Genomic DNA, 24,863 nt, shown 5'->3' with positions numbered 1-24,863 from the left:
TCAGAGATCGTCTTGCTCGACCTCAACGCGATCTGGACGGCTTCCTCGCGGAACTCCGGCGAGTATTTGCTGGGTGGCGCCACTTCTTCCTCGTTCTTCGAGGCACCCCAGTCACCACCGACTACGGGCCAGACCCGAACATTTTACAGTCCCGGCCACGGCACGTTGCGCCGTGGCCATCTTGCGTGCATTCAGGCTGCACTCTTTTGCGAAGGAACGCGCAATGCGTCCGGGATCCACTCCTTCGTCCGGGAATCTGCGATCGCCACGACCCACTCACCCACGTGGCCGGCTTCCGGGCGGTGAAGCACCACTGTCAGCTCATGGGGTCCTTCGCTGAGTTCGACGTCGGCGAAGGTGTTCATTCGCGGCATGTGCGGGGCCGGGAACATCGCACCGCCATCACGACCGAACAACCAGTTGCCGTCCAGCCAGACGCGAACCAGAAGATTGCTCGCGACCATCACGCGCACGTTCTGGACCCCTCGGGCGTCAAGCGGATAGCGAAGGAGCATCAGGTCATTCTCGAAGCCCTCAGCAGCCAACTGCGACCACGTGCCTTCGAGCTCGACACTGGTGCTCTCGCCGGCCAACTCGGGCGCCGGCGCGTGAGAGGCGGGCATGAACCAGTCGTTCAGTGCACCGAGTTCGCCGGCGCGCGTCGACCAGCTCCGGGTAACCCTCACCGCTTTCGAGCGCGGGTCCCAGTTGTGTTCGGCTTCGCGAGGCACGTAGGTGACGCGCTCTCGCAGCCCGAGAACGAGATCGGTGAACTCCTCGATCGTCGCCGGAGCGTTGAGGTTCACGATTCCCGGGCTGAGCACGAGATCTGAGCCGATGGGCGCGAGCCATTCTCTCGGGATCGACGCCGGCGAGAGAATTCCGAGCGTTGCACCAACCGACGCGGCCGAGCTGTCCGTGTCTTTTCCGCAGTTCGATGTGATGAGGATCGACTCCGCGAAATCACCGTGCCCAGCCAAGAGGCCCAGCACGACGAAGCCTGTGTTCATGAGCACATCGGTGAAGTCCTGCGACTCGAATCGGCCCAGGATCCGCGACCGCACGACTCGCCAGTCCGGGAACTCCTCGAACCATGTGCGCGTGGCGATGACGACCTGGGCTATTCCGGAATCGCGGGGAATGACGCTGAGACCCGCGTCGAGCAGATCACCGACGGTGCCGCTCGAGAAGGCCCTGCTCTGCAGCGCCGCCAAGAACATTGGAGCGAAGACGCCGTCGCCCGCATGATCGACGCAGGCGTCTCGGTAGGCGTACTCGGCGGCTGTTGCCGGGTCAGACGGTGCCAGACAGGCCCAGATCTCACTGCGGATGGCCGCGCCCTCGCCCTTTGTGAACCAATTGTCGAACGAACCACTGAACGGGGGAAGGATTCCTTCGCGAAGGTTGCGCTTGGCGACCCCGTACTCGTTGAAGGGGAACTCCACATGCGTCGTCCACGCCGCAGCGAGTGCACTCGAGGTGACCGACGGCTCTGCCTGCTCGGCGAGAACGCACGCCCAGACGACCTGAAGATCGAGATCATCGTTCGGCACCATCTCGGTCGGTACGGGCTCGTAGAACGTTGCGTCCAGCGGACCATCAAGGCCCTCGAATGGCTGACCGAGTGTCCCTCCGATCGCCTTGCCGAGCCAACATCCGAGAACGGCTTCGCGGCTGATTGAAGTCATGCTTGCCCCTACTTGCTTCTGAGGTCGTTTGCGCAACGCAATTGCGGCGAACGGGTAAACCGATCGGGGTTGCCTGAGAACTCCGTGGTCACTGAAATCGACGCCCGCTCGCCCGGAAGCAGAGTGAGGAGCATGTCGTCGGCGACAGCCGCGGGGTCGATTCGATCCGCGAAGAGCGAAACGTCCCGCAGCAAGCTCTTCGCTTCGATATCGATGCGGTAGCCGTTCGGTTCGGCGATGACGGCCGCCGAGTAGACGGGCTCCGGGTACTCGAGGTTCTTGTCGGCGTCGAAGTACCAGGTGGCCCGGCATCCGTCGGCATCGGCGACAATGAGTTCGCGAGCGGGGTTTACTGTCTCGCTGACGGTCGGCTCGAGCGCGAGACGGACGACTGATCTGGCCTCGACCGTGCATTCGACGTGCTGCGTGGCCGATTCGACTCCGTTGAAGCCCATCCGACGCACGCTGGTCGTCACATGCCATGGCTCGTCGCGCTCGTTGATCGCCACCAGCTGAAGCGCCTTGTCGAGCGGCTGCACGGTGAGAAGCCGGTCAGCGTAGGCATTCCGAAGCGCGTACCACGACGGCTTGAGTCGGGACGCGCTGTCGATGACAGACCACGACAGCGCCGGCCAGCAGTCGTTGAGCTGCCACAACACGGTCCCCGCACACAGCGGTGCCAGCGACCGGAAATGCTCGATGCCTGTGGTGATGGCCCTCGCCTGGTTGAGCTGTGTCGCGAACAACCAGTCGTCGAACGCATCCAGATCGCCGAAGTGGGCGTCGAGTCCCCTCTGCAGCTTGAGCTCGCCGTCCGCGGCCTTCTGGTGGTGTTGCAGTGCTGCCGAGTGTCGGCTCAGTTCAGCCTCTCCGACCGAATCCAGGAGCGTGCGATACGCGGCGGGTGCCTGATAGCCGAACTCCGCCACGAACCGCGGTCGGAGATCGCGATAGGCGAGGTAATCCTCGGAGTTCCACACTTCCCAGGCGTGTGACGTGCCGTGTGCCGGGTCGTTCGGATGTACATCGGGGCTGCCGGAGTACGGGCTGTTCGGCCAGTACGGCCGGGTAGGGTCGAGCTCGCCCAGCCACTGCGGGAGGAGCTCCATCCAGTACCGCTCGCCCCAGTCACGATCGCCGAGCACCGGCTTCCACTCCCAGTCCTGGAAGCCCCAGAGCGTCTCGTTGCCACCGAACCAGAGCACCAGACTCGGATGCGAGGCGAGGCGCACGACGTTCTCGCGCACCTCCGAATCGACCTCACCGATGAGCTCGGGGGTCTCGGGGTAGGCAGCGCATGCGAACAAGAAGTCCTGCGCGACCAGGAGGCCCAACTGATCGGCGATGTCGTAGAACTCCTCCGCCTCGTAGTTGCCTCCGCCCCACACGCGCACGAAATTGACGTTCGCCGCCGCCGCCTGCTCAAGGCGCTCGCGGTACTCCCGTCGGCCCACCCTGGTGGGAAAGCAATCGTCGGGAATCCAGTTGACCCCACGCGCGAAGACACGTACACCGTTCACCACGATCGTGAATGGAGATCCCTCGGTGTCCGGTTCCGATTCGATCTCCACGGTGCGGAAGCCGATCTTCCTCTCCCAGCGGTCGATCGGTCGGCCCGACCGATCGACGAGGGTGATGGCGAGGTCATAGCGCGCGGCCTCGCCGTATCCACGTGGCCACCACAGCTCCGGCGACGCAACCTCCGCCCGAACGGTGACGGCGTTCTCGACATCGTTCACCGGGAGGGACAGAACACTCTCGCCGATCTCGAGCCGGAGGCTGAGCCCGGCGGAGTCGGCGCCCGGCTGGCGAAGCAGTTCCACCTGAGCGGCAACCGCGCCGACGCCGTCCTCGACTGTGATGGTGGGAGCGACCGTTCCGATCCGCGCTGCGCTCCAGATCTCAATTGCAACGGGCTTCCAGATTCCTGCGGTGACGAGTGTCGGGCCCCAATCCCAGCCGAAGTTGCTCGCGGTCTTCCTGATGAACGGGTACGGCTCGTCGTAGGGATTCGGCAGCGGCCCGATCTCGTCGCAGCGCGCGAGTGCTCGCGCGTAGGGTGACTCGAAGCGCACCTCGAGCAGGTCCGCGTTGCCCGTGAGCTTGTTCGTCACATCGATGCGCAAGCTCGTGAACATCGATGTCGTCTGTCCGACCACGGTGCCGTTCACCCGCACTTCAGCGAAAGTGTCGAGACCCTGGAAGTGCAGCTCGACGCGCTCGTTCCCCGCGGTCACCGCGGGCAGCTCGCACCGGTAGATCCAGTTGCTGCGTCCGATCCAGTCGGTCAGGCGCTCGTTGTCGCCGATGTATGGGTCGGCGATGAGCCCGGCCGCGAGCAGATCGGTGTGTACAGAACCGGGAACGGTGGCGGGGACTTCGTTGACATCGATACCGGCCCCCGAGTGGGTCGCAGGCTCCCTGCTCACCGTCCAGGAGTCCGAGAGGGGAATCGTCGTGCGCACGCCCTTCGTCATCGTGTGTTCCTCGTTCTGATGTCATCCGGCCACGCGAGCGGAATGCCGAGCCGGGTGGTGAGCAGGGACTGGAAGTCGGCGAGATGACTCTCGCTTGATCTCACCGCGCTCGGCGTCCGGCCGTTGGTGATGCAATAGGCGAGCAGGGCGCCCGCGGCCTCGCCGATGCTCCACTCGACAGGGTGGAGGCGGTATGCCCCGTTCGTCACGTGTGTCGTGCCGATGTTCTTGTTCGCCGCGAGCACGTTTCGCACCCGCACCGGGATCAATGCGCCCATCGGTATCTGGAACGGGTGACAGGCGACATCCACATAGCTGCGGCCGGCGGCCGTCGGATGCAGGTCGATTCTGTATCCCCCGATTCCCACAGTGTCGTGGAAGATCGCGGAGCCCCGCCCTTCGGCGGCATCGAGCCCGATGTGCTGCTCCAAGACCGTGAATTCGGCGGCGATCCGCCGTGATTCGCGAACGTAGATGGCCTTGGCCAGCCCGTCGGCTGTGCCCATGATGTCGGGGCGGAGGCGCAGCTCGGGGTAACCGGTCTCACCGTCGTGTCGAGGCGCCTCGGTTTGCAGCCAGTACAAGAACGACAACGACAACTCCTTGGACCGCTCCATGGCTGTCGCATCGACGGCCGAGTCACTCGTGATGAGCGGGGCTTCCCAGTAGTCGGTCTGGGGCCAGTTGACGAGCGTCACGTCGTTGCCGGTGAACGACGTCTCGAACTGTCTCTTGGCGAGAATTCGGCGATAGCGCCAGAGGTCCTTCTGCGAATCGTCGTCAGGGTCCCCGTCGAAAATGCGTCGGACGCGTGGTTCGAGGGTCTGAGGATCAAGATCGGTCCACGAGAGCTGCGGGCCGGGCCAGAACGAATCATGGTGGCGTTTCCAGTGCTCGAAACGCTCCGGACGATCGACGGTGTGGTCCTCACCCGGCCGGTACTCAAGTGCGAAACACCACGACGGGGCCTGCTGGTCGCGGTGGTCCGCGCGCTCCGAAGCGTTCGGTTCACCGGTGTCGTCGCGGCTTTCGGCCCCGATCACGTGCTCGATCCCGGCAAGGGGGAGCAGATCGCCGAGCTCCGTCGCGTCGATGAAGTAGGGGGCGCGAATGACGACCCTGTTCCCGCTCGGATCCGCAACGGTCGCAGAGAGCACGCGGTCGCCTTCACCCTCGACCGCGACGGGTTCGTGGTGGAGGAGCACGGTGAGACGACCTGCGGCGCGCGCGGGGGCCAGCAACTCGTCAATCGCGGCGACGGCGACTCTCGGCTCATGGCAGAGGTCACTGACGAAGCCCAAACCGGGGTTCAGGAGCGGGTCTGCTGCTGCGTTCGCCCTCAATGGGTAGGCGCGCTTGTAGTAGTCGCGAATTCGGTTGCGCAGGATGCGGTACGTGGCGCTCGAGCGGGTCTCGATCCACGGATGCTCGTCAGGCGGGACTGCCTGTGACGTCATCTGGCCGCCGAGCCAATCCGTTGCCTCCGTGAGCACGACTGTCCGTCCGAAGGCGGTCGCGGTCAGGGCCGCGGCAACTCCGCCGAGGCCACCGCCGATGATGGCGACGTCCGCCGAGATCTCCCGCTCACTCAACGGTCTTCCCCTTCGACACGTGGCCGCCTGCCAACAGGATTGGTAAGGGGTTCACGGGTGTCCCGTCGGTTGTGGTGATGGGCTGCTTGTGTCGACGTCACTGTCTTTGACTCCTCCTGGCGTCATCAGTTTCTCTACTGATGCGTATCAGACTAGACCACGGCGAGCGCGAATCGCCTCCCTCTTCGCGTTTCCATGTGACTGGTGTCTACGTACACGTGAAGGTCCCCACATGCGAACGCCCGAAATGTGGCGGTTGTTGACGTGGTGCGTCCTCCTGGTCGGCAATCCGCTGCTTGGTCGTTTCGGGTGGTGGAAGAGCTTGCGATGGCCTGGCTCCGCATCGCTGGTCGGAACTGCGTCTTTTCCGTGGCGTGTTGGAGTCCGGGACGATCGGCCTGTCGGAGATCGCCGGGGAGACGGGGCCGGACCGGGAAGACGGTCAGCAAGTACCTCTCGGCGCCGCGGCCGGAGATGCCTCCTCGCCGGTCGCCGAACGGGCGGTCGCGGGCGAGGTTGACCGACGAGTTCGCACCGTCGGTCAACTCGATGCTGCGGGCGGAAATCCAGATGAAGGCCGCGGTCATCCACGAGCGGCTGGTGGCGGAGTACGGGTTCACCGTCGTTTTCCAGCGCGTCGAACTCTATGTTCAGGAACCCCGCCCGAGGGTCCCTGAGGAACTCGGGACCACACCGAAGGAACTGGCGGGCATGCACCTCCGCTTCGAGGTGATCCTGGATGCCCGCGCCCAGGTTGACTGGAGTGACGAGGGCGAGATCCTCGCCGATGCCAGGATCCCGAAGGTCTGCTCGTTCCACATGACGTTGGCACCGGGAGAGGCCGCGCCAAACGGCAGGTCCTCATCGTCCGCGACCACGTCCTGTCCGGCCGAGCCTTCACCGCCTGGGCGCCGCAGCGGCAAGCCCGGGAACACAGGACTCATCAGCAGATCGTCGGCGAGCGGGCGGCCCTCGACCACGCGGCGTCCGCCCGCCGCGTCCGCCCCCGCCAACTGGTTGAGATCCGGGCCACCAAAGCGCAGATCATGCTCCACTCGGCCGTTCCCGACAGCAGCGGCGAGACACTGCTGGCCATGCATCAGCAGCCGGCCGGCCGCAGTGTCCGTGTCGTCGATGTCGGCCGCCGCCCGCTGTTGGTCTATGACGAGCTGACCGGTCCCGCCCCTTCACCACCTACCCGAGCACGGGGGGAAACGTCTTGAGCGAGTTGGTCAGCACCCGAATCCGCAGCACGGCCGGCAGGCTCGGCCCGCCGCACCTGGCCGAAACAATCAACGAACACACCCCGGCGGGCGGGCGAGGGGAACGTGGGCTACCTCAACTCCTCGACCCGGTGCTGTCCGGGGACTCACCGTGAAGGACGACCGCCGCTTCCGGCAGGGCTGCAGCTGTCGAGGCCGCCGCACCACAAGACGCTCGATGAGTACGGTCTTTCTCCAGCCCAACCTCAACCCGCGCCAGGCCATGGACCTGGCCACCCTCTCGTTCGTCGAGGCCGAGGCGAACGCCGCCCCGCTCGGGCCGCCCGGAGTCGACAAGACGCACATTGCCGTCGCCCTCGCGGCTTGCCGGGCCGGGTACTGAGCTACTTCACCGGTCTCGACGACATGGTCCGCAACCTCAAGGCCGCCGGGCGGCTGACCCACAACAAGCTCGGCGCTTACCTGCGGCCGAGCGTCCTCGTTGGCGACGAGGTTGGCTACCAGCCCCTCGAAGGAGGCAAAGGCGAACCAGGCCGTCCAGATGATCTCGAAACGTCAGGAAAAGGGCTCGATCATCCTGATGTCGAACAAGACGTCAGCGAGTGGGGGCCAGGTCTTCGGCGGCGAAGCCCTCGCCACCGCGATTCTCGACCAGATCCTGCACCGCTGCGAAGCGATCTCCGTCAACAGCCCAGCTGCCGGCTCAAGAACCGCGTCAGGGTAAACGAGCGAGAGAATGAAGCGGCCTGGCAGCTGGGGACATTCGTCCGGACACAACTGGGCAGGAAAGTCCGTATGCCAACAACTGGCGGCGCGCGGGAGATCGTCCGCACGTCAACCCCGAGGCTTGTCTAGCGTGTCGTCCTTGAGCGGGAGGCACGGTAGCAATCGGTGCGTCGGGCTGTCGACCCCGTCGAGAACGCTCACGAGAAGTTGCACAGCTTCCGCGCCGAGCTGCCGTCTGGGTGCCGCGAGCGTTGTCCACTGTCTTGTTGTGTCGCTGGCTGCTTCCGAAAGCGCGACGACCGAGAGGTCACGAGGAATCGCCAGATGTTGACTGTCAGCGAGCGTGGTGACCCAAAGCAGTTGCGGAGACTCCTCGGCGAACACGGCGGTCGCTCCACGCAAGTCGAAGGAAGCGGCGTCATACTGCGCGGTCTCAATCACACGGGCGCGCAGTCGGTGCCGTGCCATCGCCTGCTGGTACCCCTCGCGCCTCGCCGTGGTCGCCTCGAATCTCACGTCGTCCTCGAGGTAGGCGATCTCGGTGTGCCCGAGCGTGATGAGCTTCTCGACGGCGTTGTACACACCCGCCTCGTAGTCGGGGCTGACGAACGGGATGTCGACACCCTCGATCGTTCTCTGACCGATGTGAACGAAGGGATAGCCGCTTTCCGCCAGGCGCTCAAGTTCGCTTCGCTCCCTGTCGAGACCGAGCAAGATCGTCCCATCGGCAACAGAGAGTTGGGAAGCGCCCTTGACGAAGAGGGGGCGCCTTCCTGTCGCGCTGTCCGTGGCAGTGAAGAGCAACAGGTTGTAGCCATCGAGCACCGCCTGCTCCTCGATCCCGACCAGGAACTCGTGGTAGAAGTTCATCTGGCTAATGGGAAAGATCGGTTCAAAAGTGTGCACGCCGATGAGCCGGTTGCGTGCTCCTCGCAGCTGACGGGCCGCGGCGCTCGGCACGTAGCCGAGTGCTTCAACCGCAGCCATCACCTTGTCCCGAGTCTCCTGGGCGATGCCGTAACGATCGCCGCTGCCGGTGATCACGGAGGACACGGTCGCCTGGGATACGCCGGCAAGTCGGGCGATGTCGGCTTGGCGCACTGGTCGCCTCGGTTCGTTTGCCATGCCTCGACACTAACGGCTGCGTCTCAGGTTTCGAACCTTGACTTTGCTTGCTCCTGCTGTTTTTCTGTTACGCATCAGATCAGGCGGAATCGGGGCGATGAAGCGCGATCAGACGAGAACTGGGCAATGCCGCTCGAGCCGTTTTCTGCTTGCTGCTGCGCCCGCGCCTCCGACGACGCGGTGCTGAGTCGGACCGTGTGAACGTGGGACGCAGCGGAGTACTTCGCCCGTCTCGCAGGGAGTGCGATGGTGGAACTCTGGTGAGCAGAGCCAAGACGAAGACAAGAGCCGGCAGTCGAGAAGACGAACGTCAGGCCGCCGCACTGCTCCAATCGCGGCGCCCACGGTGGCAGTCACGGGAACGCCTCGTTGGTACTTTCATGGCGCTGCCGTCGCTGATCCCACTCGTGCTGTTCGCGTTGCTTCCCGTCGCGTATGTGGTGTTCCTGAGCTTCACGCGGTACAACGGCGTGACGTCACCCCAGTGGATCGGCCTGGACAACTACCAACTCATGTTCAAGGACCAGTCCTGGTGGCAGGCGGTTCTGATCACCTTGGTTTTCGCCGTCGGACAGATCGTGATCGGGCTTCCGCTCTCATTGCTCCTGGCCACGGTGCTCAACAGCGGGATCAAAGGGATGGGACTGTTTCGGGGACTCTTCTTCCTGCCCTATGTCATCTCCATTGCCATCATCGGCATCGTGTTCTACTTTCTCCTCCGGCCCGACAACGGGGTGATCAACGGGATACTCCAAGCGCTGAACCTGATCTCGACCGACGTCGATTGGCTGGGCAGCCAGGGAACGGCCCTCGCGAGCCTGGTCCTCGTCGGGGTGTGGTCGAACTTCGGAATCAACATGGTGTTCTTCCTCGTTGCGTTGCAGACGGTTTCGAAAGACCTTCTGGAGAGCGCCCAGCTGGATGGCGCGAATGCGATCCAACGGTTCCGGCACGTTTCACTGCCGCTACTCGCGCCCATCACTCGCGTTGTCGTCGTGCTCTCGATCGTCTTCTCCCTTCGTTCATTCGACCTCGTGAAGACGCTCACCGATGGGGGGCCGGCCGGTCAGACTGACGTCATGTACACCTATCTTTTCGACTACTTCTTCGGCACCGACCGCGGGAGCCAGTACGGGTATGCGTCTGCACTCGCCGTCGTCGCCAGCATCATTGCGGCGGTCGTGTCGCTCGTGTATATGACGGTTTCCCGTGACCGGGCGGCGCGGGAACAGACCGCGATAGCCAAGAAGGGCAAGCGATGAGTCGTCGGAATACCTCGAGAGCCGCACTTCGACTGCTTGTCTACCTGTTCCTGACCGCGGTCGCGATCATCACGCTCGTTCCTTTGGTCTATGCGTTCTTCGCGTCATTCAAACCGTCAGCTGAGATTCTGACGAGTGGCTCGCAGCTCTTCCCGACCACATGGACGATCGACAACTACGTGCGCGCGTGGGAGAAGGGCGGCTTCAGTCAGTACCTCCTCAATTCTGTGGTCGTTGCAGTCGGTGTTGTCGGAATCGACATCTTCGCTTCTTCCATGCTCGGCTACCTACTGGCCAGACGAGCCGTGCCCTTCCATCGTGCGATCTTCGCCGTGATGTCATTCACGCTCTTCGTCGGCGTTGGCACAGCCACTCTCTATCCGCGGCTTGAGATCGCGCAGATCCTGGGCGTTGACAACCTCTTCGGCGTCATTCTTGTTGAACTCTCCGGTATTGGGATCATTCACGTGTTCCTCATCCGGGCATTTTGCGAGAGTTTGCCGATCGAGCTTGAGGAAGCCGGCCGGCTGGACGGCCTCGGGCTCTTCGGGGTGTACTCGCGGCTTGCACTGCCGCTCATGCGCCCGATTCTGGCAACGACCGGGGTCCTCGCGTTCCAGGAAGCATGGAACAACTTCCAGATCCCGTATGTGTTCACGATCAGCGATCAAGAGCTCAGGACGCTGGTGGTGGGCGTGTTCGCACTCAGGAGCACGTCGGAGGGCACGCAGGCGTACGACCTGATGCTTGCCGGAGCGATGCTGATCGTCGTGCCCATCGTCATCCTCTTCTTCGTTTTCCAACGCTTCTTCATCCAGGGGATGACCGAGGGGAGCGTCAAGGGATGAATCGCTCAGTGATCGTCGGCGGGATTGCCAGAGCGTGTTCAATTTTCAGCTCGCTTGCCTGGCTCACCGTGCTCTGGGCACTCTGCTCGTTGCCTCTCGTCACCATCCCATTCGCAACGGTGGCACTCTACGATGGTGCAACACGTCTGCTGGACGGCGACGGACCGAGCTGGCGGCGATTCCTGTTCACTATGTGGAACCGGGCCACGACGACCATCTTCGCCATGGCGTTCATCGGGATACCCGGTGCGCTGGCACTGAGCCTTGCATGGCTGGCGCGAAGCGGGGCAGGCCCCGCGGCGTCCGGCGCCGCTCTGGCCGCGACGGCTGTCACGGCCGTGTTGATGGTGTTCGCCCCCGTCGCATGCCTCACCGCACCCACGCCGGCAGGGGTTGTTCGGCAGATCGGAGTCCTGGCCGTGACCCGGCCGATCCGCGCTGTCGCCGCACTCACCCCTTGGGCGGCATCCGTGATCATCTTCACGATCTGCCCGCCCCAACTCGTGATCATCTTCGCGTTCGTCGCCGTCAGCCTCGGCGCTGTCGGCAGCGTGGCGATACTCATCCCCGGGCGTACAGGGCTAAGGCCTCGAGTATTCGTCCGGACAATCCCGCAATACACACCAAAAGGAATCACGCAATGAGAACACGGCGTTTCACGCGTTGGGCAGCGGTTGCAGGGGCGGGCGCATCAATGGTTCTTCTCGCCGCATGCAGCTCCGGTACCACATCGTCTGACCAGGCGGTCAGCGTGTGGATTCAGAACGGCGCCCAGTCCAAGGCGATCCAGAGTTTCCTCGAGGAGTGGGGCAAGGATAACGACACCGAGATCGAGGTTACGGTTCAGGCTTCGGACTCCTACCTCGACGCGCTCCAGCTGGCGCTCAAGACCGGCAAGGGCCCCGATGTCTTCGATGCCTCGAATGCGCAGGTGCTGGCCCCGGCGGGGTTCCTCAAGTCGCTCGACGATGTCTTGAGCGGTGACGACCTGGCGGCATACGAGAGCGCGCTCCAGAAGCCGTCGCCGTACATCTACAACGACAAGATCTATGCGGTTCCCACCACCGCCGACACGACCAGACTCGCCTACAACAAGGACCTCTTCGCCAAGGCCGGTCTCGACCCGGAGAAGCCGCCGACAACCTTCTCCGAGGTGACGTCGACCTGTGCGGCCATCGAAGCAAGCGGCCAAGACGCGTACTGCTTCGGTCTCCCGCTCAAGTGGGTCGGTTGGGCCAGTTGGATGCTGGACCCCGCCATCACGAACAGCGATGCAGACCTCACGGGCAAGGGCATCTTCAACGTGGACGCACAGGAGTATCAGAGCGAGAAGTACAAGCCCGGTGTTGAGCTGTACCGGGAACTCATCGCCAAGAAATGGGCATACCCGGGAGCAAGCTCGCTGGAGAACGACGCCATGAGGGCGGCCTTCTCGAACGGCAAGATCGCGATGTTCATCTCCACTTCCTGGGATGTCGGGGTGCTCAACGAGACCAACGCGACGAAGGTCGATTGGGCTGCTGCCGCAGTGCCGGCTCCAGACAAAGAGAAGCCGGTCCGGCAGGCCATGAACGCGGGCACGCCCTACGCCATCAATGCTGGGAGTAAGAACGCGGCGGACGCCGCGGAAGTGCTCAAGACGCTCATCGGTTCCGACCTCAACGCGGAACTCGGCAAGACTGGGCTGACCTTCCCGATCCGTGAAGATGCGGCCGCGACCGCAAAGGCAGCCGCGACCTGGCACCAGTACGCCGATTATGCACCGTCGAAGTCCGATGAGGCGTGGTTCGTCGCTCCGACGGCACTCTTGAACGTGCAGGGTGAGAACTTCCGGGATTCCCTCGCGCGCCTGATTCTCGGCACCGAGAACATCGATTCGGGGCTCAAGTCCGTCGCGAAGACCTACAACACCGCATTCAAGGATGCCGTGGATGCCGGTCAGATCGACGCGAAGAACTTCTCGCGCGCCAAGTCCTGAGGTTTCGAGTGTGGTGTCGGTGTTGTGCGCGTCAGTCCGGTCCCGGCCAGGCGGACGTCGACGAGTGGGTGCTGGGGTCGCACGGGTCTGAGGCCTCGGTGCAGCGTTCGGGTGAGATGGCCCGGGTCCCCGGAGGCGGAGTTGCCGTCGTGCCGCCCCGAAGAAGTACCGGACGCCCTCTACGGGGTTGAGGTCCGGCGCATAAGAAGACAGCTGGAAGACGCCGAGCCAGTCGTGTTCGGCCGCGTACTTCTGCACGCCGGCTGTGCGACGGGTGTTGGAGTTGTCCCGACCACCACGGTCGGTCCGCCGAGCCGGATGTGCGCGCGGACCAGCAGGTCGCGGTAGTCGGTCCAGGCACCGAGCGCCGCCGCGACGCTCTACCTGCGGCCTCACCTCCTCTCCGACAAGTCCACCGCCTGTTCGTCCCGTTCCAGAGCCCTGCGCGTCGGCGCCTGCCACGACCAGCCCGGCCTCTTCGGTAGCCGCCACACAATCGTCACCGACACGGTCACCCGGAAGCGGCGGTCGATCACCGCCTGAACCGGCCCGAGGTCCACCACCGACATTCGAGGCCACGGGCGGCCGGGCCCTTGCCCAGTTCCTCCTCCAGCACCGCAAATTGGGCATCCGAGATCCTCGGTACCTTCACCGGCCGAGCGGAACGCAGGGCCTGCGGACCACCCTCCCGCCGAGCTCGACGTCAGCGTTCCACCGAACGCTCACTCACCCGCAACTCTTGCGCGATCACCACGGTTTTCCCACCCGCCGCGAACCGCCCGTCGGCCTCAGTCGCACCTGTTCGCGAATCGCCCGCCGCTCAGCGGTCAGGCACCCACCCTCCGCATACGGCATCCCACCCGCATACCGCAGGGATCACCCATAGTCGTCACCACCCGACGGCAATGCGAAGGCTCAGCAGCAGGGCCGCAAGTTCCACATAACGCAGCTGGGCTGCACGAAGAGCCTGACGCCTCCGTCGCAGCCCAGCTTGCACCCAGCCCCGGCCGCACGCCCGGCCGGATCGTGCGGGCGAGGGCTCAGCCGAGTCGGCAGCACCGCTGCGCATCAACACCTGTTCGAGACAAGGGAGTCGAGATCATGGCAGCATCACGCAGAACAGTCATCAAAGCAGGGTTGGCGGGTGCCGGCGCGGCACTCATCTCGGTGAATGGAGCGCCAGGGCGTGCGTTCGCGGCGGACGCGAGCGCCGGCGAGCCGCTCACCGTGAGCATCGACCCGGGTACTGCTGCCCCGCTTGCGCCGAACTTCGGCGGCTACAACCCGGACTTCCAAGTGGTCGGAATGAATTTCGCGGACCCGCAGGCAGCGAGTCTTGCGCGAGAGCTTCGCGCCGGAACGCTCCGGTACCCCTCCGGCACGGATTCGGACTACTTCGACCTTCGCAGCGGTGACGTGCGCCCGGAGTGGGCCGCACAGTTCTTCGGCAAGATGACAGCATTCGACACGTCGCAGGACGATGCACAGGTCATAGGCGCCAAGCCGGATCTGCATCGTCTCGCGGGCTACAAGGCCCTGCTCGACGACGTTCAGGCCGACACGGTGGTCATCATCAATGGTTTCACCGACACCCCGGAATCCGCCGCTGCAGTCGCCGGCTACTGCCTGGCCAACAACATCAGGGTTGCGGCATTCGAGCTGAGCAACGAAGGGTGGCTGCTGCCGACCTTCTTCATGGACGCGACGGACTACGCCACGCGAATGAAGCCGTACTACGACGCCATCAAGGCGGTTGATCCCGCCGCCCAGGTGAACGTCATGTTCTCGCAAGGCGAGGCCCCGGCGTGGGATCAGGCGCTGGGCGCCTACCCGGACAAGTACTGGGACGGGATCTCCTTCCACATGTACGGCGGCGGTGATCGATACAGCACGTTCGACGACGCCGCGAAAGACCTCAACACCCGCCTCGCCGACCGTACGAACTCCTACATCGACAGCTATTACCTCGCCAAGGGCCGCCCGGACATGCGTGTGTTCGTCAGCGAGTTCAACTCGACTCCGAGCACAATGACTGCCCTGTCGACATCCGGAATCATCCGCACGCTGTACAACGGGATCTTCGCAGCTGAATTCGTCACACGGCTCTCGGCACATCCGAATGTTGATCGAGTCATGCTGCACGGCTTGGTGCAGTTCGGCACCACCTTCACCAAGCCCTACCTCGACACGATGAAGTCCGTCTACGAACGCGGCGAGACTCTGGACACCGCCGGCTTCGAGTACGGGATCGTCAGACACGGCTCTGCGCTGGCCCTCGCCGTGTGCCTCGACGCGATCAATCGGAGTTCACACACTCTCGCCACCTCCACTTCCGAGGCTGTCGTCACCGTGCCGAAGCATGGTGGAACAGTTCCGGCCGTGCACACGCAGGCGTATGTCGGACTCGACGGATACGACTCGCTCGTGATCACGAACAAGTCGGCCACCGCGCATTCGCTCACTCTCCAGTGGGGCGGCGTGACGCTGCCCGGTCCGTTCGACACTCTGTTCATAAGCTCGGACGACCCTCGTGCAGAGAACACAGCCGCCGCGCCGGGCTCCATCCTCATGACCGAGGGAAGCGCATCCGGCGTCGTGGCGGTGCCGGCGTACTGCGTGATGAGGGTGCGCTGGAAACGGGCCCGCACAAGCCTTGACCCCGCTCTCGTCACTCGCAACGGAGCCAACATCCTCAGCGCCCAGCCGAACGGCAGACGCGTCAAAGTGGCATGGACGCCGGCCCTCGGCACCGGTGACTATCTCGTACTCTGCCGGGACGCAAACGGAACCGTCGTGAGACGTCGAGTGACGAGGAAGACGGAAGCCACCTTCGCCGGGCTTGCACTGGGCAAGGCCTATGAGTTCACCGTTGCGCCACTGGCCAAGAAGCGACAAGGCACAGCATCACAACCCTGTCATGTGCTCCTCACCGCACCCGCCGCCCCGCTTCTTGAGGCGGCGGCGCCCGGCGATGGCTCCGTCAACGTGTCGTGGCAGCCCGTTATCGGGGCGAACAGCTATATCGTGCGCCACGGTGCAGTCGGACATGAGAACACCATCGATGCCGGCAACGCGATCGGCCTGCGCGTGCGTGGCATCGCGAACGGCGAGGCGTGCACATTCACGGTGCATGCAGTGAACGGCTACGGCGAGTCTTCGGCATCCAACGCCCTGGTGGCGACCCCCAGTGCGGATGTGCCCTACGCGCCACACACCGTGCTCGCGGCTGCCGGGAATGGTGGCACCGCGGTGTGGTGGAAGCCGTCGTACAAGCGCATCGCAAGCTCGAACCTCGAGAGTGGCTCGGCCGATTGGGCCTTGAACGGCCCGTGGGAGGTCGTGAGCCTGCCGGGGGCTGACGGTCCACTCGCCAATGGAATCGGGATGTCGAAGCGGCTCGCCATCAGTGGTTCCGGCACGGCTCTGTTCGGTCCTGACGTTGTCGCGAACCACTTCGTCGGTGCTGAACTCGCGTTCTCACAACCCTTGTCCGGCTCGGCCGGACTCGTGCTCCGATACTCAGACGCCGCCAACTACCTGTTCGCCGTTTTCGACTTCGTGACGACGAAGCACAGCATCGGCCGCGTATTCAACGGCGAGACAACGATTCTCGGCTCGACCCCCGCGATCACCGACCCGTATGCGATGCCGACGGCCGGACGACAGGTCACCTATCGCTTCGAACTCAACGCAGCGACGCTCGCACTCTTCCGCGACGGCAGCGAAGTGCTCCGGGTGAACTCAGGCAGCCTCCAGGAATCCGCACCGGGCCGCGCCGGTGTCATCTCCAACGGATCGTCCGTGAACGTTGATCGCCTGCACGTCGAGGCAGACACCGCGACCGGTTTTGATGTGCTCCGTGCCGAGGGTCCAGCCGGTCCGTACGCCGTCGTTGCAAGCAACCATCCGGACCAGAGTCTGGTCGACACGGCGAGCTCCAGTGCAGACAACTACTACAAGGTCGTTGCCGTCACCGGCGAGGTGCGGTCAGCCGATGCCTCGCACCCCGCTCCGTCCCGACTCAAGAACGTCGCGCGTGACGCGACGATCACGGCGAGCTCCACCCTCGTCGGCACCGCCACCGCGAAGCTCGTCGACGGAATCACCAACCTGGACTCGAGCCGGTGGGTTTCCCAATCCGGCGAGCCGCACGACCTCGAGTTCGCCTGGTCGAGCGCGAAGACAATCGGTCGGGTCTGCGTGCACACAGGTTTCATGGCCAACAGAGGATTCCAAGTGTCAGATTTCGAGGTGCAACAGTGGGACGGCACCACGTGGCAAACCGTCACCGCAGTTGCCGACAATGATCGGGATGTCTACGTGGGGACCTTCAACGACCTCTCCTTCGTTCCCGTCACGACGAAGCGTGTGCGGTTGCACATCAGGAAGGCATGTGCGGCACCCGGGTACACGAATGCGCGCGTTCTCGAAGTGGAGATCTACGGAAAATGACCCAGGCCCGCCTTACCCACCCGATGACACCCGTGAGTCGAGAGCATGAAGAGGCGGCTTCCTCCGCCGACTTCGACGAATTCTGGGAACAGTCACTTGCCGAGGCTCGCAGCTTCGAGCTCAGCGTCCGAATCGACCGCATCGACTCGCCGGTGAAGACCATCGATGTGTTCGACGTGTCCTTCTCCGGCTTTCAGGGTGAAGCGGTCAAGGGCTGGCTCCGCAAGCCGAAGGGGCTGTCGGAACAGGCCGGGGCCGTCGTTGAGTTCGTGGGCTATGGCAATGGGCGCGGCGAGCACATCGATAGCCTTCTGTGGTCTTCGGCCGGATACGCCCACCTGACGATGGACACCCGCGGGCAGGGGAGCGTGCACAGCCCCGGGCACACCGCCGACCCCCACGGATCGGGTCCGTCTGTCCCCGGTTTCGCATCGCGGGGCGTCACGGACCCGTCCGACTACTACTACCGCCGACTCATTGTCGACGCCGTCCGTGCGGTCGATGCGATGCGGAGCCTCGACGGGATCGATCCTTCGCGTGTCGCGCTCTTCGGGGCAAGCCAAGGCGGCGGAGTCGCGCTCGCAGTCGCGGGCCTGGTCCCCGATCTCGCTGCGGTCGTGGCGAAGGTCCCGTTCCTGTGCGACATCCCGCGTGCACTCACCCTCGCGGAATCCGGGCCATACATGGAGATCGTGAAATGGTTGGAGACCCATGTCCACCGAGAACAAGAGGCGATGCGCGCCTTGTCATATGTGGATGCGGTCAACTTCGGTCCCCGCGCGACAGCGCCGGCGCTCTTCTCTGCCGGGCTGCGCGACACAGTGTGTCCGGCGCCGACGGTCGCCAGTGCATTTGACGCGTATGCGGGCGGCAAGGAACTTCGCATCTGGAAGTACGGCGGCCATGCCGGCGGCGGCAGCACAGAGGACCTTGAAGTCTTGCGCTTTCTCGACGCTCACCTCGGCTGACAGCGACTTCGCCGCCCAGCAACCGAACAGCAACCTCGCCACCTGGACTGCCCGGGCCGGTCCGAGCCTCGACCACCCCACTTGGAGCCTCCCGCAGGACCATCAGGATCGCGAGCGTGATGAGCAGACCGACGACGGGGTCCGCGTACCTCCAGCCGATCGCCGCGCCGCCCGCACCGATCAGCACGGCCAGTGAGGTGAATCCGTCGGTCCGTGCGTGGAGTCCGTCGGCGACCAGGGCCGCTGATCCGATCCGGCGGCCGGCGCGGATCCGGTAGCGCGCCACCCACTCGTTCCCGATGAACCCAGCCACCGCGGCGGCGGCCACCGCCCACAGATGGGTGACCTCCCGCGGATTCAGCAGCCGGTCCACGGCGGTATACGCGGCCAGCGCGGAGGACGCGGCGATCGTCAGCACGATCGCGATCCCGGCGAGGTCCTCGGCACGGCCGTACCCGTAGGTGTAGCGGCGGTTCGCCGCCCTCCGCCCCAGCACGAACGCGATCCCCAGCGGGACCGCGGTCAGCGCGTCGGCCGCGTTGTGGATGGTGTCACCCAGCAGCGCCAACGACCCCGACAGGGCCACGACCACTGCCTGGACCACGCTGGTCAGGCCCCAGGATCCCGAGCGACAGCCACAGCGTCCGCATGCCCTCCCGGGAAGTCTCCATTGCTGAATCGACCTTGTCCCGCACCTCATGACCGTGCGGGACCACCAGGTGCGAGAGCTTATGACGCCACCGCGACCAGCGCGAATCCGCATGCCCGTGGTCGTGGTCGTGCGGGTGGCCTTCGCCGTGACCGGCATGAGGCCCGTGATCGTGTTCGTGGTGGTGGGTACTCACGGCAGAGGAACCTTTCCAGAGACGGGCGGGGACAGCCCGGCACGGAATGCGGGGCGGTACCACCCATCACCTTACAAGAATATGTGAACATGTCTTCATATGTCACCAGTAGGATGGGCGTCATGGGTCACGAAACCGAGGGCGGACACCGCGCCACCACCCGCGAACGCCTCGACGCTGTAGGGACGGCCGACGTCGCCGCCACTCTCCAAGCGTTGGCCACTCCTTCCCGGCTGCGGATCCTCGCCCGCCTCCAGGAAGGCCCGTGCGCCGTCGCCGCGCTCGCCGAAGCCGTCGAGATGGAACCCTCGGCCTGCTCCCACCAGCTGCGCCTGCTGCGCAACCTCGGGCTGGTCGCCGGAGAACGACAGGGGCGCTCGATCGTCTACTCCCTCTATGACCACCACGTCGCCCAGCTCCTCGACCAGGCTCTCTTCCACGTCGAGCACCTGCGCCTGGGGCTGCGCGACACTCCGCTCGCCGAGGCGGTCCCCGCCGACGCCGGGTGACCCGGTCGCCGGCCTCGTCCAAATGAACGTCTCTGAGAGTTCCGCGACAGGCTCCGGGGTGATCGTCTCTCTGCGGGCTGCCGGGGTGTGCTGGCAGGGCGCCGGGTTCAGCCCGGGAGGGTGATGCGGAAGGTGGTGTGTCCGGGTCTGCTGGTGACGGTGGCGGTCCCGCCGTGGGCGGTGGTGACGGCGTGGACGATGGCGAGGCCCAGCCCCGTGCTTCCGGTGCTGCGGGAGCGGGCGTGGTCGGCGCGGACGAAGCGGCCGAAGACTTCGGGTTGGAGTTCGTCGGGGATGCCGGGACCGTTGTCACTCACATCCACGCAGACGGTGGCCTGTTCCGTCGTGAGGGAGATCGTCACGTCGGTGCCGGGCGGGGTGTGGGTGCGGGCGTTGGCGAGGAGGTTGCCGATGGCCTGTTGGAGGCGGTGGGCGTCGCCGGTGACGGTGACCGGTTCTTGGGGGAGGTCGAGGAGCCAGTGGTGGCCGGGGCCGGCGGCGCGGGCGTCGTCCGTCGCGTTCAGGATCAGCAGGGTCAGGTCGACCGGCTCGTGTTCCAGGGGGCGTCCGGCGTCCAGGCGGGCGAGGAGGAGCAGGTCGTCGACGAGGCGGGTCATGCGCTGTGACTCGCTGCCGATGCGTTCCAGGGCGTGGCGGACTTCGGTGGGGACGGGGCCGCGGTGGCGCAGGGCGAGTTCGGCGTGGCCGCGGATGTTGGCGACGGGGGTGCGCAGTTCGTGGCTGGCGTCGGCGGCGAAGTGACGGAGCCGTTCCTCGCTCGCGTGGCGGCGGGTGAGGGCGTCTTCGACGTGGCCGAGCATGTGGTTGAGGGCAGCGCCGACCTGGCCGACCTCGGTGCGGGGGTCGGTGTCGGGGAGCGGTCCGGGCATGGCGACCTCGCCACTGGCCAGCGGCAGCCCGGCGACCTCCGCCGCCCGGGCGGTGACCCTCTGGAGGGGGCGCAGGGAGATCCGCACCCACAGGGCCCCCGCGATGCCGGTGGCCAGGAGTGCCACGCAGAACAGCACGGCTTCGACCGCTTCGAGGCGGTGAACGGTCTCTTCCACCGGGTGCAGGGGCAGACCGGTGATCATGACGTCCTGATCGTCGCCGTCGACGGCCGTGACCCGGTATTTGCCCAGAGTGGAGAGGCGGATGCTGTGCCCGTTTCCGTCCACGGGCACCCCCGCCAGGGCGCGGCGGTCCTCGGGGGTGAGCCGGACCGTGCGGTCGGTGGCGTCGTGGACCACGGCGGCCTGGGTGGTGGTGCCGTCCAGGAGCCGGGCGCCGAACGTCGATTCGGCCTGACCCCGGGTGTCGGGGCGGTTGTCGGCGTCAGGCGTGGCCTCGTGTTCCAGGCTGGCGGCGAACCGGCCGCCCGAGGCGGCGAGCTGCTCGTCCAGACGGCCCATCAGGAAACCGCGCAGGGCGAGGGCGGTCGTGATCCCGACGGCGAGGCACGCGAGGGCGAGCAGGGTGACGAGTCCGGCGGTGAGCTGGCTGCGCAGGGTGCGGGGCACCGGGCGCCTCACGGCGAGTCCGGCTTGAGCACATAGCCGACCCCGCGCACCGTGTGGATCATCGGAGCCCGTCCGGCGTCGATCTTCTTGCGCAGGTAGCTGATGTAGAGCTCGACGACGTGGGCGCGTCCGCCGAAATCGTAGGCCCAGACCCGGTCCAGGATCTGGGCCTTGGACAGCACCCGGCGCGGGTTGCGCATGAGGAAGCGAAGGAGTTCGAACTCGGTGCGGGACAGCTCGACGGTGACACCGCCGCGCCGGACCTCCCGGGCTTCCTCGTCCATGCTGAGGTCCCCAAGGGTGAGCAGGTTCACGCCCGGCCCGGCGGTCATTCCGGCCCGTCGCAGCAGCCCGCGCAGCCGGGCTAGGACTTCCTCCAGGCTGTAGGGCTTGGTGACGTAGTCGTCGCCGCCCGCCGTGATCCCGGCGATGCGGTCCTCGACTGCGTCGCGGGCGGTCAGGAACAGGACGCACACCTTGGGCATCTCACGTCTGAGGGCCCGCAGGACCTGGAGGCCGTCCAGGTCGGGCAGCATCCAGTCCAGAACCACCGCGTCGGGCCGGAAATCACGGGCCGTCGCGAGTGCGGTTGTGCCGTCGGCGGCGGTGCGGACCTGCCAGCCCTCGCCGGTCACGACTCCGGCCAGGACATCGGTGACGTCGGGTTCGTCGTCGACGACGAGAATCCGTACGGGATCTCCGTCGGGGCGGTGCAGAAGCGATGTCGTACGCGGCTCGTCCATGGTTCCTTCAGCATCCCCCGGCGCAGGCCACGGCAGGGGTGAGGCGTGTCTCTGAGTTTCCTCTGAATCGGAGCTGAGAGCGGTCGGCGGGGCTGTTTCAGAAGGTACTCAGAGGTTGGGCTGTGAGGCTAGCCACCCATCGCCGGAGCGTGCGCCATATCCGGAGGAGCCCCATGACCACCACGTTCACCACCACGACGTATGCGAGCCGCGGGATGCGCCACCGGCGCCCGCGCCGCAGCCTTTTCCCGTTCCTGGTGCCGCTGGTGATCTGGGCCGGCGCCGCCGGGGTGCTGGGCCTGTGGTGGAGCGACACGAACTCGGTGGTCGGCCCGGCGGGCTGGCTCACCGGCGCGGGACGTATCACCGGTCTCCTGGCCGGATACGCCTGCGCGGTCCTGCTGGCGCTCATGGCCCGGATGCCGCTCCTGGACCACACCATCGGCACCGACCGGCTCGCCCGCTGGCACGCCTGGGGAGGCCGCTGCACCGTGTCCCTCGCCCTTGCGCACACCCTGCTGATCATCTGGGGCTATTCGCTGACCTCCCACACGAACGTGGTCAGCCAGACCTCCACACTCGTCCTTCACTACCCCGACCTGCTCAAGGGCACGGCCGGCTTCCTGCTGCTCGTGGCCACAGGGATTATGTCCGCCCGCGCTGCCCGCCGCAGGATGAGTTACGAGACGTGGCACTACCTGCACTTCGCGACCTACCTGGCGGTCTTCCTCACCTTCGGACACCAGCTCTCCAACGGAGCCGACTTCGTCGGCAACCGCCTCGCGCAGGCCGCCTGGTACACGCTGTTCCTCGCGGTCGCGGCCCTGGTCGCCTGGTACCGCTTCGCCGTCCCAGTCCGGCGAGGGCTGCGCCACCGCCTGCGCGTGGCCGCGGTCCACCCCGAAGCACCGGGCGTGGTCTCCGTCCACCTCACCGGCCAGCACCTCGACGACCTCGGGGGCGAGCCGGGGCAATTCCTGCGCTGGCGTTTCCTGACCCGCGGACTGTGGTGGACCGCGAACCCCTACTCCCTCTCGGCCCCCGCCCACCCCGGCCACCTGCGGATCACGGTCAAGACCGCCGGCGGGCACAGCGCCGCCGTCGCCCGCTTGAGGCCCGGCACCCGGGTGTGGGCCGAGGGACCCTACGGCGCCTTCACCGCGAACCGCCGGACCGCCCCCAGGGTCCTGCTCCTGGCCGGCGGGGTCGGCATCACCCCCCTGCGTGCGCTGTTCGAGACGCTCCCGGGCCAGGTGACCCTCGTCTACCGGGCCCGCCGCGCCGTCGACCTCGCCCTGCGCGGTGAACTCGACGCGATAGCCTCCCGCCGACGGGCCACCGTGCACTACATCGTCGACGAACCGGCCGGACACGCCTCCCCCCTCACCGCCCGGGTCTTGAGCACCCTGGTCCCCGATCTGGCCGCGCACGACGTCTACCTCTGCGGCCCGCCCGGCATGACCGAGGCCGCGATCGGGGCCCTGCGCGAAGCCGGTGTCCCGGCCCGGCGCATCCACCACGAGTCCTTCGCGTTCTGAGGAGAACCGCCATGCGCCGAGCCGTCCTCACCACCACCGGGATCAGCGCCCTGATCGTTGCCCTGCTCGCCCTCAAACCCCACCAGCTCCCCGCCCTGGCCGGGGCGGCTCCCCGTTCCCCGACGACCTCGCACACTCCCGCAGGCACCTCGCCGGGCACGTCCACTGGGACGGGCACGTTCACCGGAGATCCCATCGACACCCAGTACGGAACCGTGCAGGTCGCCGCCATCCTCAACCAGGGCAAGATCACCTCGATCAAGGTCCTCCAGGCCCCCGACCACAGAGGCCGTGACCAGGAGATCGCAGCCTACGCCCTGCCCCGCCTCACCCAGGAGGCCATCGGAGCCCAGAGCGCGCACATCGACGCCGTCTCCGGCGCCAGCTACACCAGCCAGGGCTACATCCAGTCCCTCCAGAGCGCCCTGGACCAGGCCCATGCCTGACACCACACAGGGTCTGCGCCACGTCGAGCACGTCATGGGCACCGTCTTCTCCTTCGACATCCGCGACCAGCCGACCCCCGCCATCCGCCGCGCCCTCGTCGAGGCTGTGCACCACCTCCACCAGGTCGATGCCGTGTTCTCCACCTACCGGCCCGACAGCCACATCAGCCGCCTCGACCGCGGCGAGATCCGGGTGGAGGACTGCCCACCCGAAGTCCACGAAGTCCTGTCCCTGTGCGCACAGGCCGCCCATGCCAGCGATGGCTGGTTCAGCATCATCCCCGCGAGAACCCTCGACCCCTCGGGGCTCGTCAAAGGCTGGGCCACCGAAGCGGCATCCCAGCTCCTTTACGACGCGGGCGCGCACCACACGTGCATCAACGGCGGAGGTGACCTGCAGCTCCGCGGACAGGCGGGCCCGGGCACTGCGTGGCGCATCGGCATCGCCCACCCGCTACGCCCCGGTGAACTGGCCACCGTCATCACCGCCGGCCACGACCTGGCCGTCGCCACCTCCGGCACCGCCGAACGCGGCCATCACATCGTCGACCCGCACACCGGTAGACCTGCCGACACGTTCGCCTCCCTCACACTCGTCGGGCCCCGCCTGACGCTGACCGACACCTACGCCACCGCCGCGTTCGCCCGAGGCAACGGGGCACAGGGCTGGGTGGAAACACTGGACGGCTACGAAGCACTCGCGGTTCTGCCTGACGGCCAGGAATGGCGAACTCCAGGATTCAGCCGCTATGGGTCATGAGGTGCGACACAGCGTCATTCCCGCGCGCAGGGAACGGGCGCCTCCCGGTCGCGGCCGCGGCTTGCTACCTAAGCTTGCGATTTTAGCTTCTGTCGTCACTCTGTGTGTTTACTGGTGGTCCGTTCGCTCTTGCGGTAGGGCGGTCGCTTGGATTTCGGGCGGT

Annotated in this window: 17 protein-coding genes and 2 pseudogenes; 11 read left to right on the top strand and 8 right to left on the bottom strand. The window is 65.8% G+C overall.

Annotation, left to right across the window (positions count from 1 at the left end; genetic code table 11):
• Window positions 1-191: 191 nt before the first annotated feature.
• The 3 genes from ACFVX4_RS38095 to ACFVX4_RS38085 are packed head-to-tail and all read right to left on the bottom strand — an operon-like array spanning window position 192 to window position 5,757.
• Window positions 192-1,688, bottom strand: a complete 1,497-nt coding sequence (locus tag ACFVX4_RS38095; protein ID WP_389986922.1) for an ADP-ribosylglycohydrolase family protein — start codon at window positions 1,686-1,688, stop codon at window positions 192-194.
• 8 nt (window positions 1,689-1,696) lie between these two features.
• A complete protein-coding gene (locus ACFVX4_RS38090; RefSeq protein WP_389986920.1) occupies window positions 1,697-4,165 on the bottom strand; it encodes a glycoside hydrolase family 2 protein in 2,469 nt (822 codons plus the stop codon).
• Window positions 4,162-5,757: an FAD-dependent oxidoreductase gene (locus tag ACFVX4_RS38085; RefSeq protein WP_389986917.1), complete on the bottom strand. Its 1,596-nt coding sequence runs from the start codon at window positions 5,755-5,757 to the stop codon at window positions 4,162-4,164. The genes ACFVX4_RS38090 and ACFVX4_RS38085 overlap by 4 nt, the downstream gene beginning before the upstream one ends.
• A gap of 1,374 nt (window positions 5,758-7,131) precedes the next feature.
• Here ACFVX4_RS38085 and ACFVX4_RS38080 point away from each other — a divergent pair.
• Window positions 7,132-7,704: pseudogene (locus ACFVX4_RS38080) on the top strand (ATP-binding protein).
• Window positions 7,705-7,814: 110 nt separating this feature from the next.
• Here ACFVX4_RS38080 and ACFVX4_RS38075 read toward each other — a convergent pair.
• Window positions 7,815-8,831, bottom strand: coding sequence for a LacI family DNA-binding transcriptional regulator (locus ACFVX4_RS38075; protein ID WP_389986914.1), 1,017 nt, complete (start codon window positions 8,829-8,831; stop codon window positions 7,815-7,817).
• A gap of 260 nt (window positions 8,832-9,091) precedes the next feature.
• Here ACFVX4_RS38075 and ACFVX4_RS38070 point away from each other — a divergent pair, with 260 nt between their 5' ends.
• The 4 genes from ACFVX4_RS38070 (at window position 9,092) to ACFVX4_RS38055 (ending at window position 12,919) form a co-directional block, all read left to right on the top strand.
• Window positions 9,092-10,093 (top strand): carbohydrate ABC transporter permease, encoded by a 1,002-nt coding sequence (locus tag ACFVX4_RS38070; RefSeq protein WP_389986911.1) that lies wholly within the window; start codon window positions 9,092-9,094, stop codon window positions 10,091-10,093.
• Complete coding sequence (locus tag ACFVX4_RS38065; RefSeq protein ID WP_389986908.1) at window positions 10,090-10,941, top strand: carbohydrate ABC transporter permease; 852 nt, start codon at window positions 10,090-10,092, stop codon at window positions 10,939-10,941. Before ACFVX4_RS38070 ends, ACFVX4_RS38065 begins: the two co-directional genes overlap by 4 nt.
• Window positions 10,938-11,585 (top strand): hypothetical protein, encoded by a 648-nt coding sequence (locus ACFVX4_RS38060; RefSeq protein ID WP_389986905.1) that lies wholly within the window; start codon window positions 10,938-10,940, stop codon window positions 11,583-11,585. The genes ACFVX4_RS38065 and ACFVX4_RS38060 overlap by 4 nt, the downstream gene beginning before the upstream one ends.
• A gap of 107 nt (window positions 11,586-11,692) precedes the next feature.
• The gene (locus tag ACFVX4_RS38055) at window positions 11,693-12,919 is read left to right on the top strand and encodes an ABC transporter substrate-binding protein (protein WP_389986903.1); all 1,227 of its coding nucleotides are present in this window, start codon (window positions 11,693-11,695) and stop codon (window positions 12,917-12,919) included.
• 392 nt (window positions 12,920-13,311) lie between these two features.
• Here ACFVX4_RS38055 and ACFVX4_RS38050 read toward each other — a convergent pair whose 3' ends face one another.
• A complete protein-coding gene (locus tag ACFVX4_RS38050; RefSeq protein WP_389986901.1) occupies window positions 13,312-13,488 on the bottom strand; it encodes a winged helix-turn-helix domain-containing protein in 177 nt (58 codons plus the stop codon).
• A gap of 532 nt (window positions 13,489-14,020) precedes the next feature.
• Here ACFVX4_RS38050 and ACFVX4_RS38045 point away from each other — a divergent pair.
• Window positions 14,021-17,371: a discoidin domain-containing protein gene (locus tag ACFVX4_RS38045; RefSeq protein WP_389986898.1), complete on the top strand. Its 3,351-nt coding sequence runs from the start codon at window positions 14,021-14,023 to the stop codon at window positions 17,369-17,371.
• A complete protein-coding gene (locus ACFVX4_RS38040) occupies window positions 17,368-18,339 on the top strand; it encodes an acetylxylan esterase (RefSeq protein WP_389986895.1) in 972 nt (323 codons plus the stop codon). The genes ACFVX4_RS38045 and ACFVX4_RS38040 overlap by 4 nt, the downstream gene beginning before the upstream one ends.
• Window positions 18,340-18,424: 85 nt before the next feature.
• Here the strand turns inward: ACFVX4_RS38040 and ACFVX4_RS38035 are convergent.
• Window positions 18,425-19,184, bottom strand: a pseudogene (locus ACFVX4_RS38035) (cation diffusion facilitator family transporter); the annotation flags it as partial.
• Window positions 19,185-19,306: 122 nt separating this feature from the next.
• Here ACFVX4_RS38035 and ACFVX4_RS38030 point away from each other — a divergent pair.
• Window positions 19,307-19,693 (top strand): ArsR/SmtB family transcription factor, encoded by a 387-nt coding sequence (locus tag ACFVX4_RS38030; protein ID WP_389986892.1) that lies wholly within the window; start codon window positions 19,307-19,309, stop codon window positions 19,691-19,693.
• A gap of 107 nt (window positions 19,694-19,800) precedes the next feature.
• Here ACFVX4_RS38030 and ACFVX4_RS38025 read toward each other — a convergent pair whose 3' ends face one another.
• On the bottom strand, window positions 19,801-21,225 hold the full coding sequence (locus ACFVX4_RS38025; protein ID WP_389986889.1) for an ATP-binding protein: 1,425 nt from the start codon (window positions 21,223-21,225) through the stop codon (window positions 19,801-19,803).
• Complete coding sequence (locus tag ACFVX4_RS38020; RefSeq protein ID WP_389986886.1) at window positions 21,222-21,956, bottom strand: response regulator transcription factor; 735 nt, start codon at window positions 21,954-21,956, stop codon at window positions 21,222-21,224. Before ACFVX4_RS38020 ends, ACFVX4_RS38025 begins: the two co-directional genes overlap by 4 nt.
• A 173-nt stretch (window positions 21,957-22,129) precedes the next feature.
• Here ACFVX4_RS38020 and ACFVX4_RS38015 point away from each other — a divergent pair, with 173 nt between their 5' ends.
• The 3 genes from ACFVX4_RS38015 to ACFVX4_RS38005 are packed head-to-tail and all read left to right on the top strand — an operon-like array spanning window position 22,130 to window position 24,700.
• A complete protein-coding gene (locus tag ACFVX4_RS38015; protein ID WP_389986883.1) occupies window positions 22,130-23,494 on the top strand; it encodes a ferric reductase-like transmembrane domain-containing protein in 1,365 nt (454 codons plus the stop codon).
• Window positions 23,495-23,505: 11 nt separating this feature from the next.
• A complete protein-coding gene (locus ACFVX4_RS38010; protein WP_389986880.1) occupies window positions 23,506-23,940 on the top strand; it encodes an FMN-binding protein in 435 nt (144 codons plus the stop codon).
• Complete coding sequence (locus tag ACFVX4_RS38005; RefSeq protein ID WP_389986877.1) at window positions 23,933-24,700, top strand: FAD:protein FMN transferase; 768 nt, start codon at window positions 23,933-23,935, stop codon at window positions 24,698-24,700. Before ACFVX4_RS38010 ends, ACFVX4_RS38005 begins: the two co-directional genes overlap by 8 nt.
• Window positions 24,701-24,863: the final 163 nt, after the last annotated feature.

The sequence above is a fragment of the Streptomyces sp. NPDC058240 genome (genome assembly GCF_042882135.1).
GTDB lineage: Bacteria > Actinomycetota > Actinomycetes > Streptomycetales > Streptomycetaceae > Streptomyces.
This window is presented reverse-complemented; position numbering and strand designations above follow the sequence as displayed.

What these genes read in the sequence shown, in the direction of transcription:
- ACFVX4_RS38045 (WP_389986898.1), top strand. Translation starts at nt 14,021, where the DNA reads ATGGCAGCATCACGCAGAACAGTCATCAAAGCAGGGTTGGCGGGTGCC.
- ACFVX4_RS38010 (WP_389986880.1), top strand. Translation starts at nt 23,506, where the DNA reads ATGCGCCGAGCCGTCCTCACCACCACCGGGATCAGCGCCCTGATCGTT.
- ACFVX4_RS38030 (WP_389986892.1), top strand. Translation starts at nt 19,307, where the DNA reads ATGGGTCACGAAACCGAGGGCGGACACCGCGCCACCACCCGCGAACGC.
- ACFVX4_RS38075 (WP_389986914.1), bottom strand. Translation starts at nt 8,831, where the DNA reads ATGGCAAACGAACCGAGGCGACCAGTGCGCCAAGCCGACATCGCCCGA.
- ACFVX4_RS38040 (WP_389986895.1), top strand. Translation starts at nt 17,368, where the DNA reads ATGACCCAGGCCCGCCTTACCCACCCGATGACACCCGTGAGTCGAGAG.
- ACFVX4_RS38095 (WP_389986922.1), bottom strand. Translation starts at nt 1,688, where the DNA reads ATGACTTCAATCAGCCGCGAAGCCGTTCTCGGATGTTGGCTCGGCAAG.
- ACFVX4_RS38065 (WP_389986908.1), top strand. Translation starts at nt 10,090, where the DNA reads ATGAGTCGTCGGAATACCTCGAGAGCCGCACTTCGACTGCTTGTCTAC.
- ACFVX4_RS38015 (WP_389986883.1), top strand. Translation starts at nt 22,130, where the DNA reads ATGACCACCACGTTCACCACCACGACGTATGCGAGCCGCGGGATGCGC.
- ACFVX4_RS38020 (WP_389986886.1), bottom strand. Translation starts at nt 21,956, where the DNA reads ATGGACGAGCCGCGTACGACATCGCTTCTGCACCGCCCCGACGGAGAT.
- ACFVX4_RS38005 (WP_389986877.1), top strand. Translation starts at nt 23,933, where the DNA reads ATGCCTGACACCACACAGGGTCTGCGCCACGTCGAGCACGTCATGGGC.
- ACFVX4_RS38050 (WP_389986901.1), bottom strand. Translation starts at nt 13,488, where the DNA reads ATGTCGGTGGTGGACCTCGGGCCGGTTCAGGCGGTGATCGACCGCCGC.
- ACFVX4_RS38060 (WP_389986905.1), top strand. Translation starts at nt 10,938, where the DNA reads ATGAATCGCTCAGTGATCGTCGGCGGGATTGCCAGAGCGTGTTCAATT.
- ACFVX4_RS38090 (WP_389986920.1), bottom strand. Translation starts at nt 4,165, where the DNA reads ATGACGAAGGGCGTGCGCACGACGATTCCCCTCTCGGACTCCTGGACG.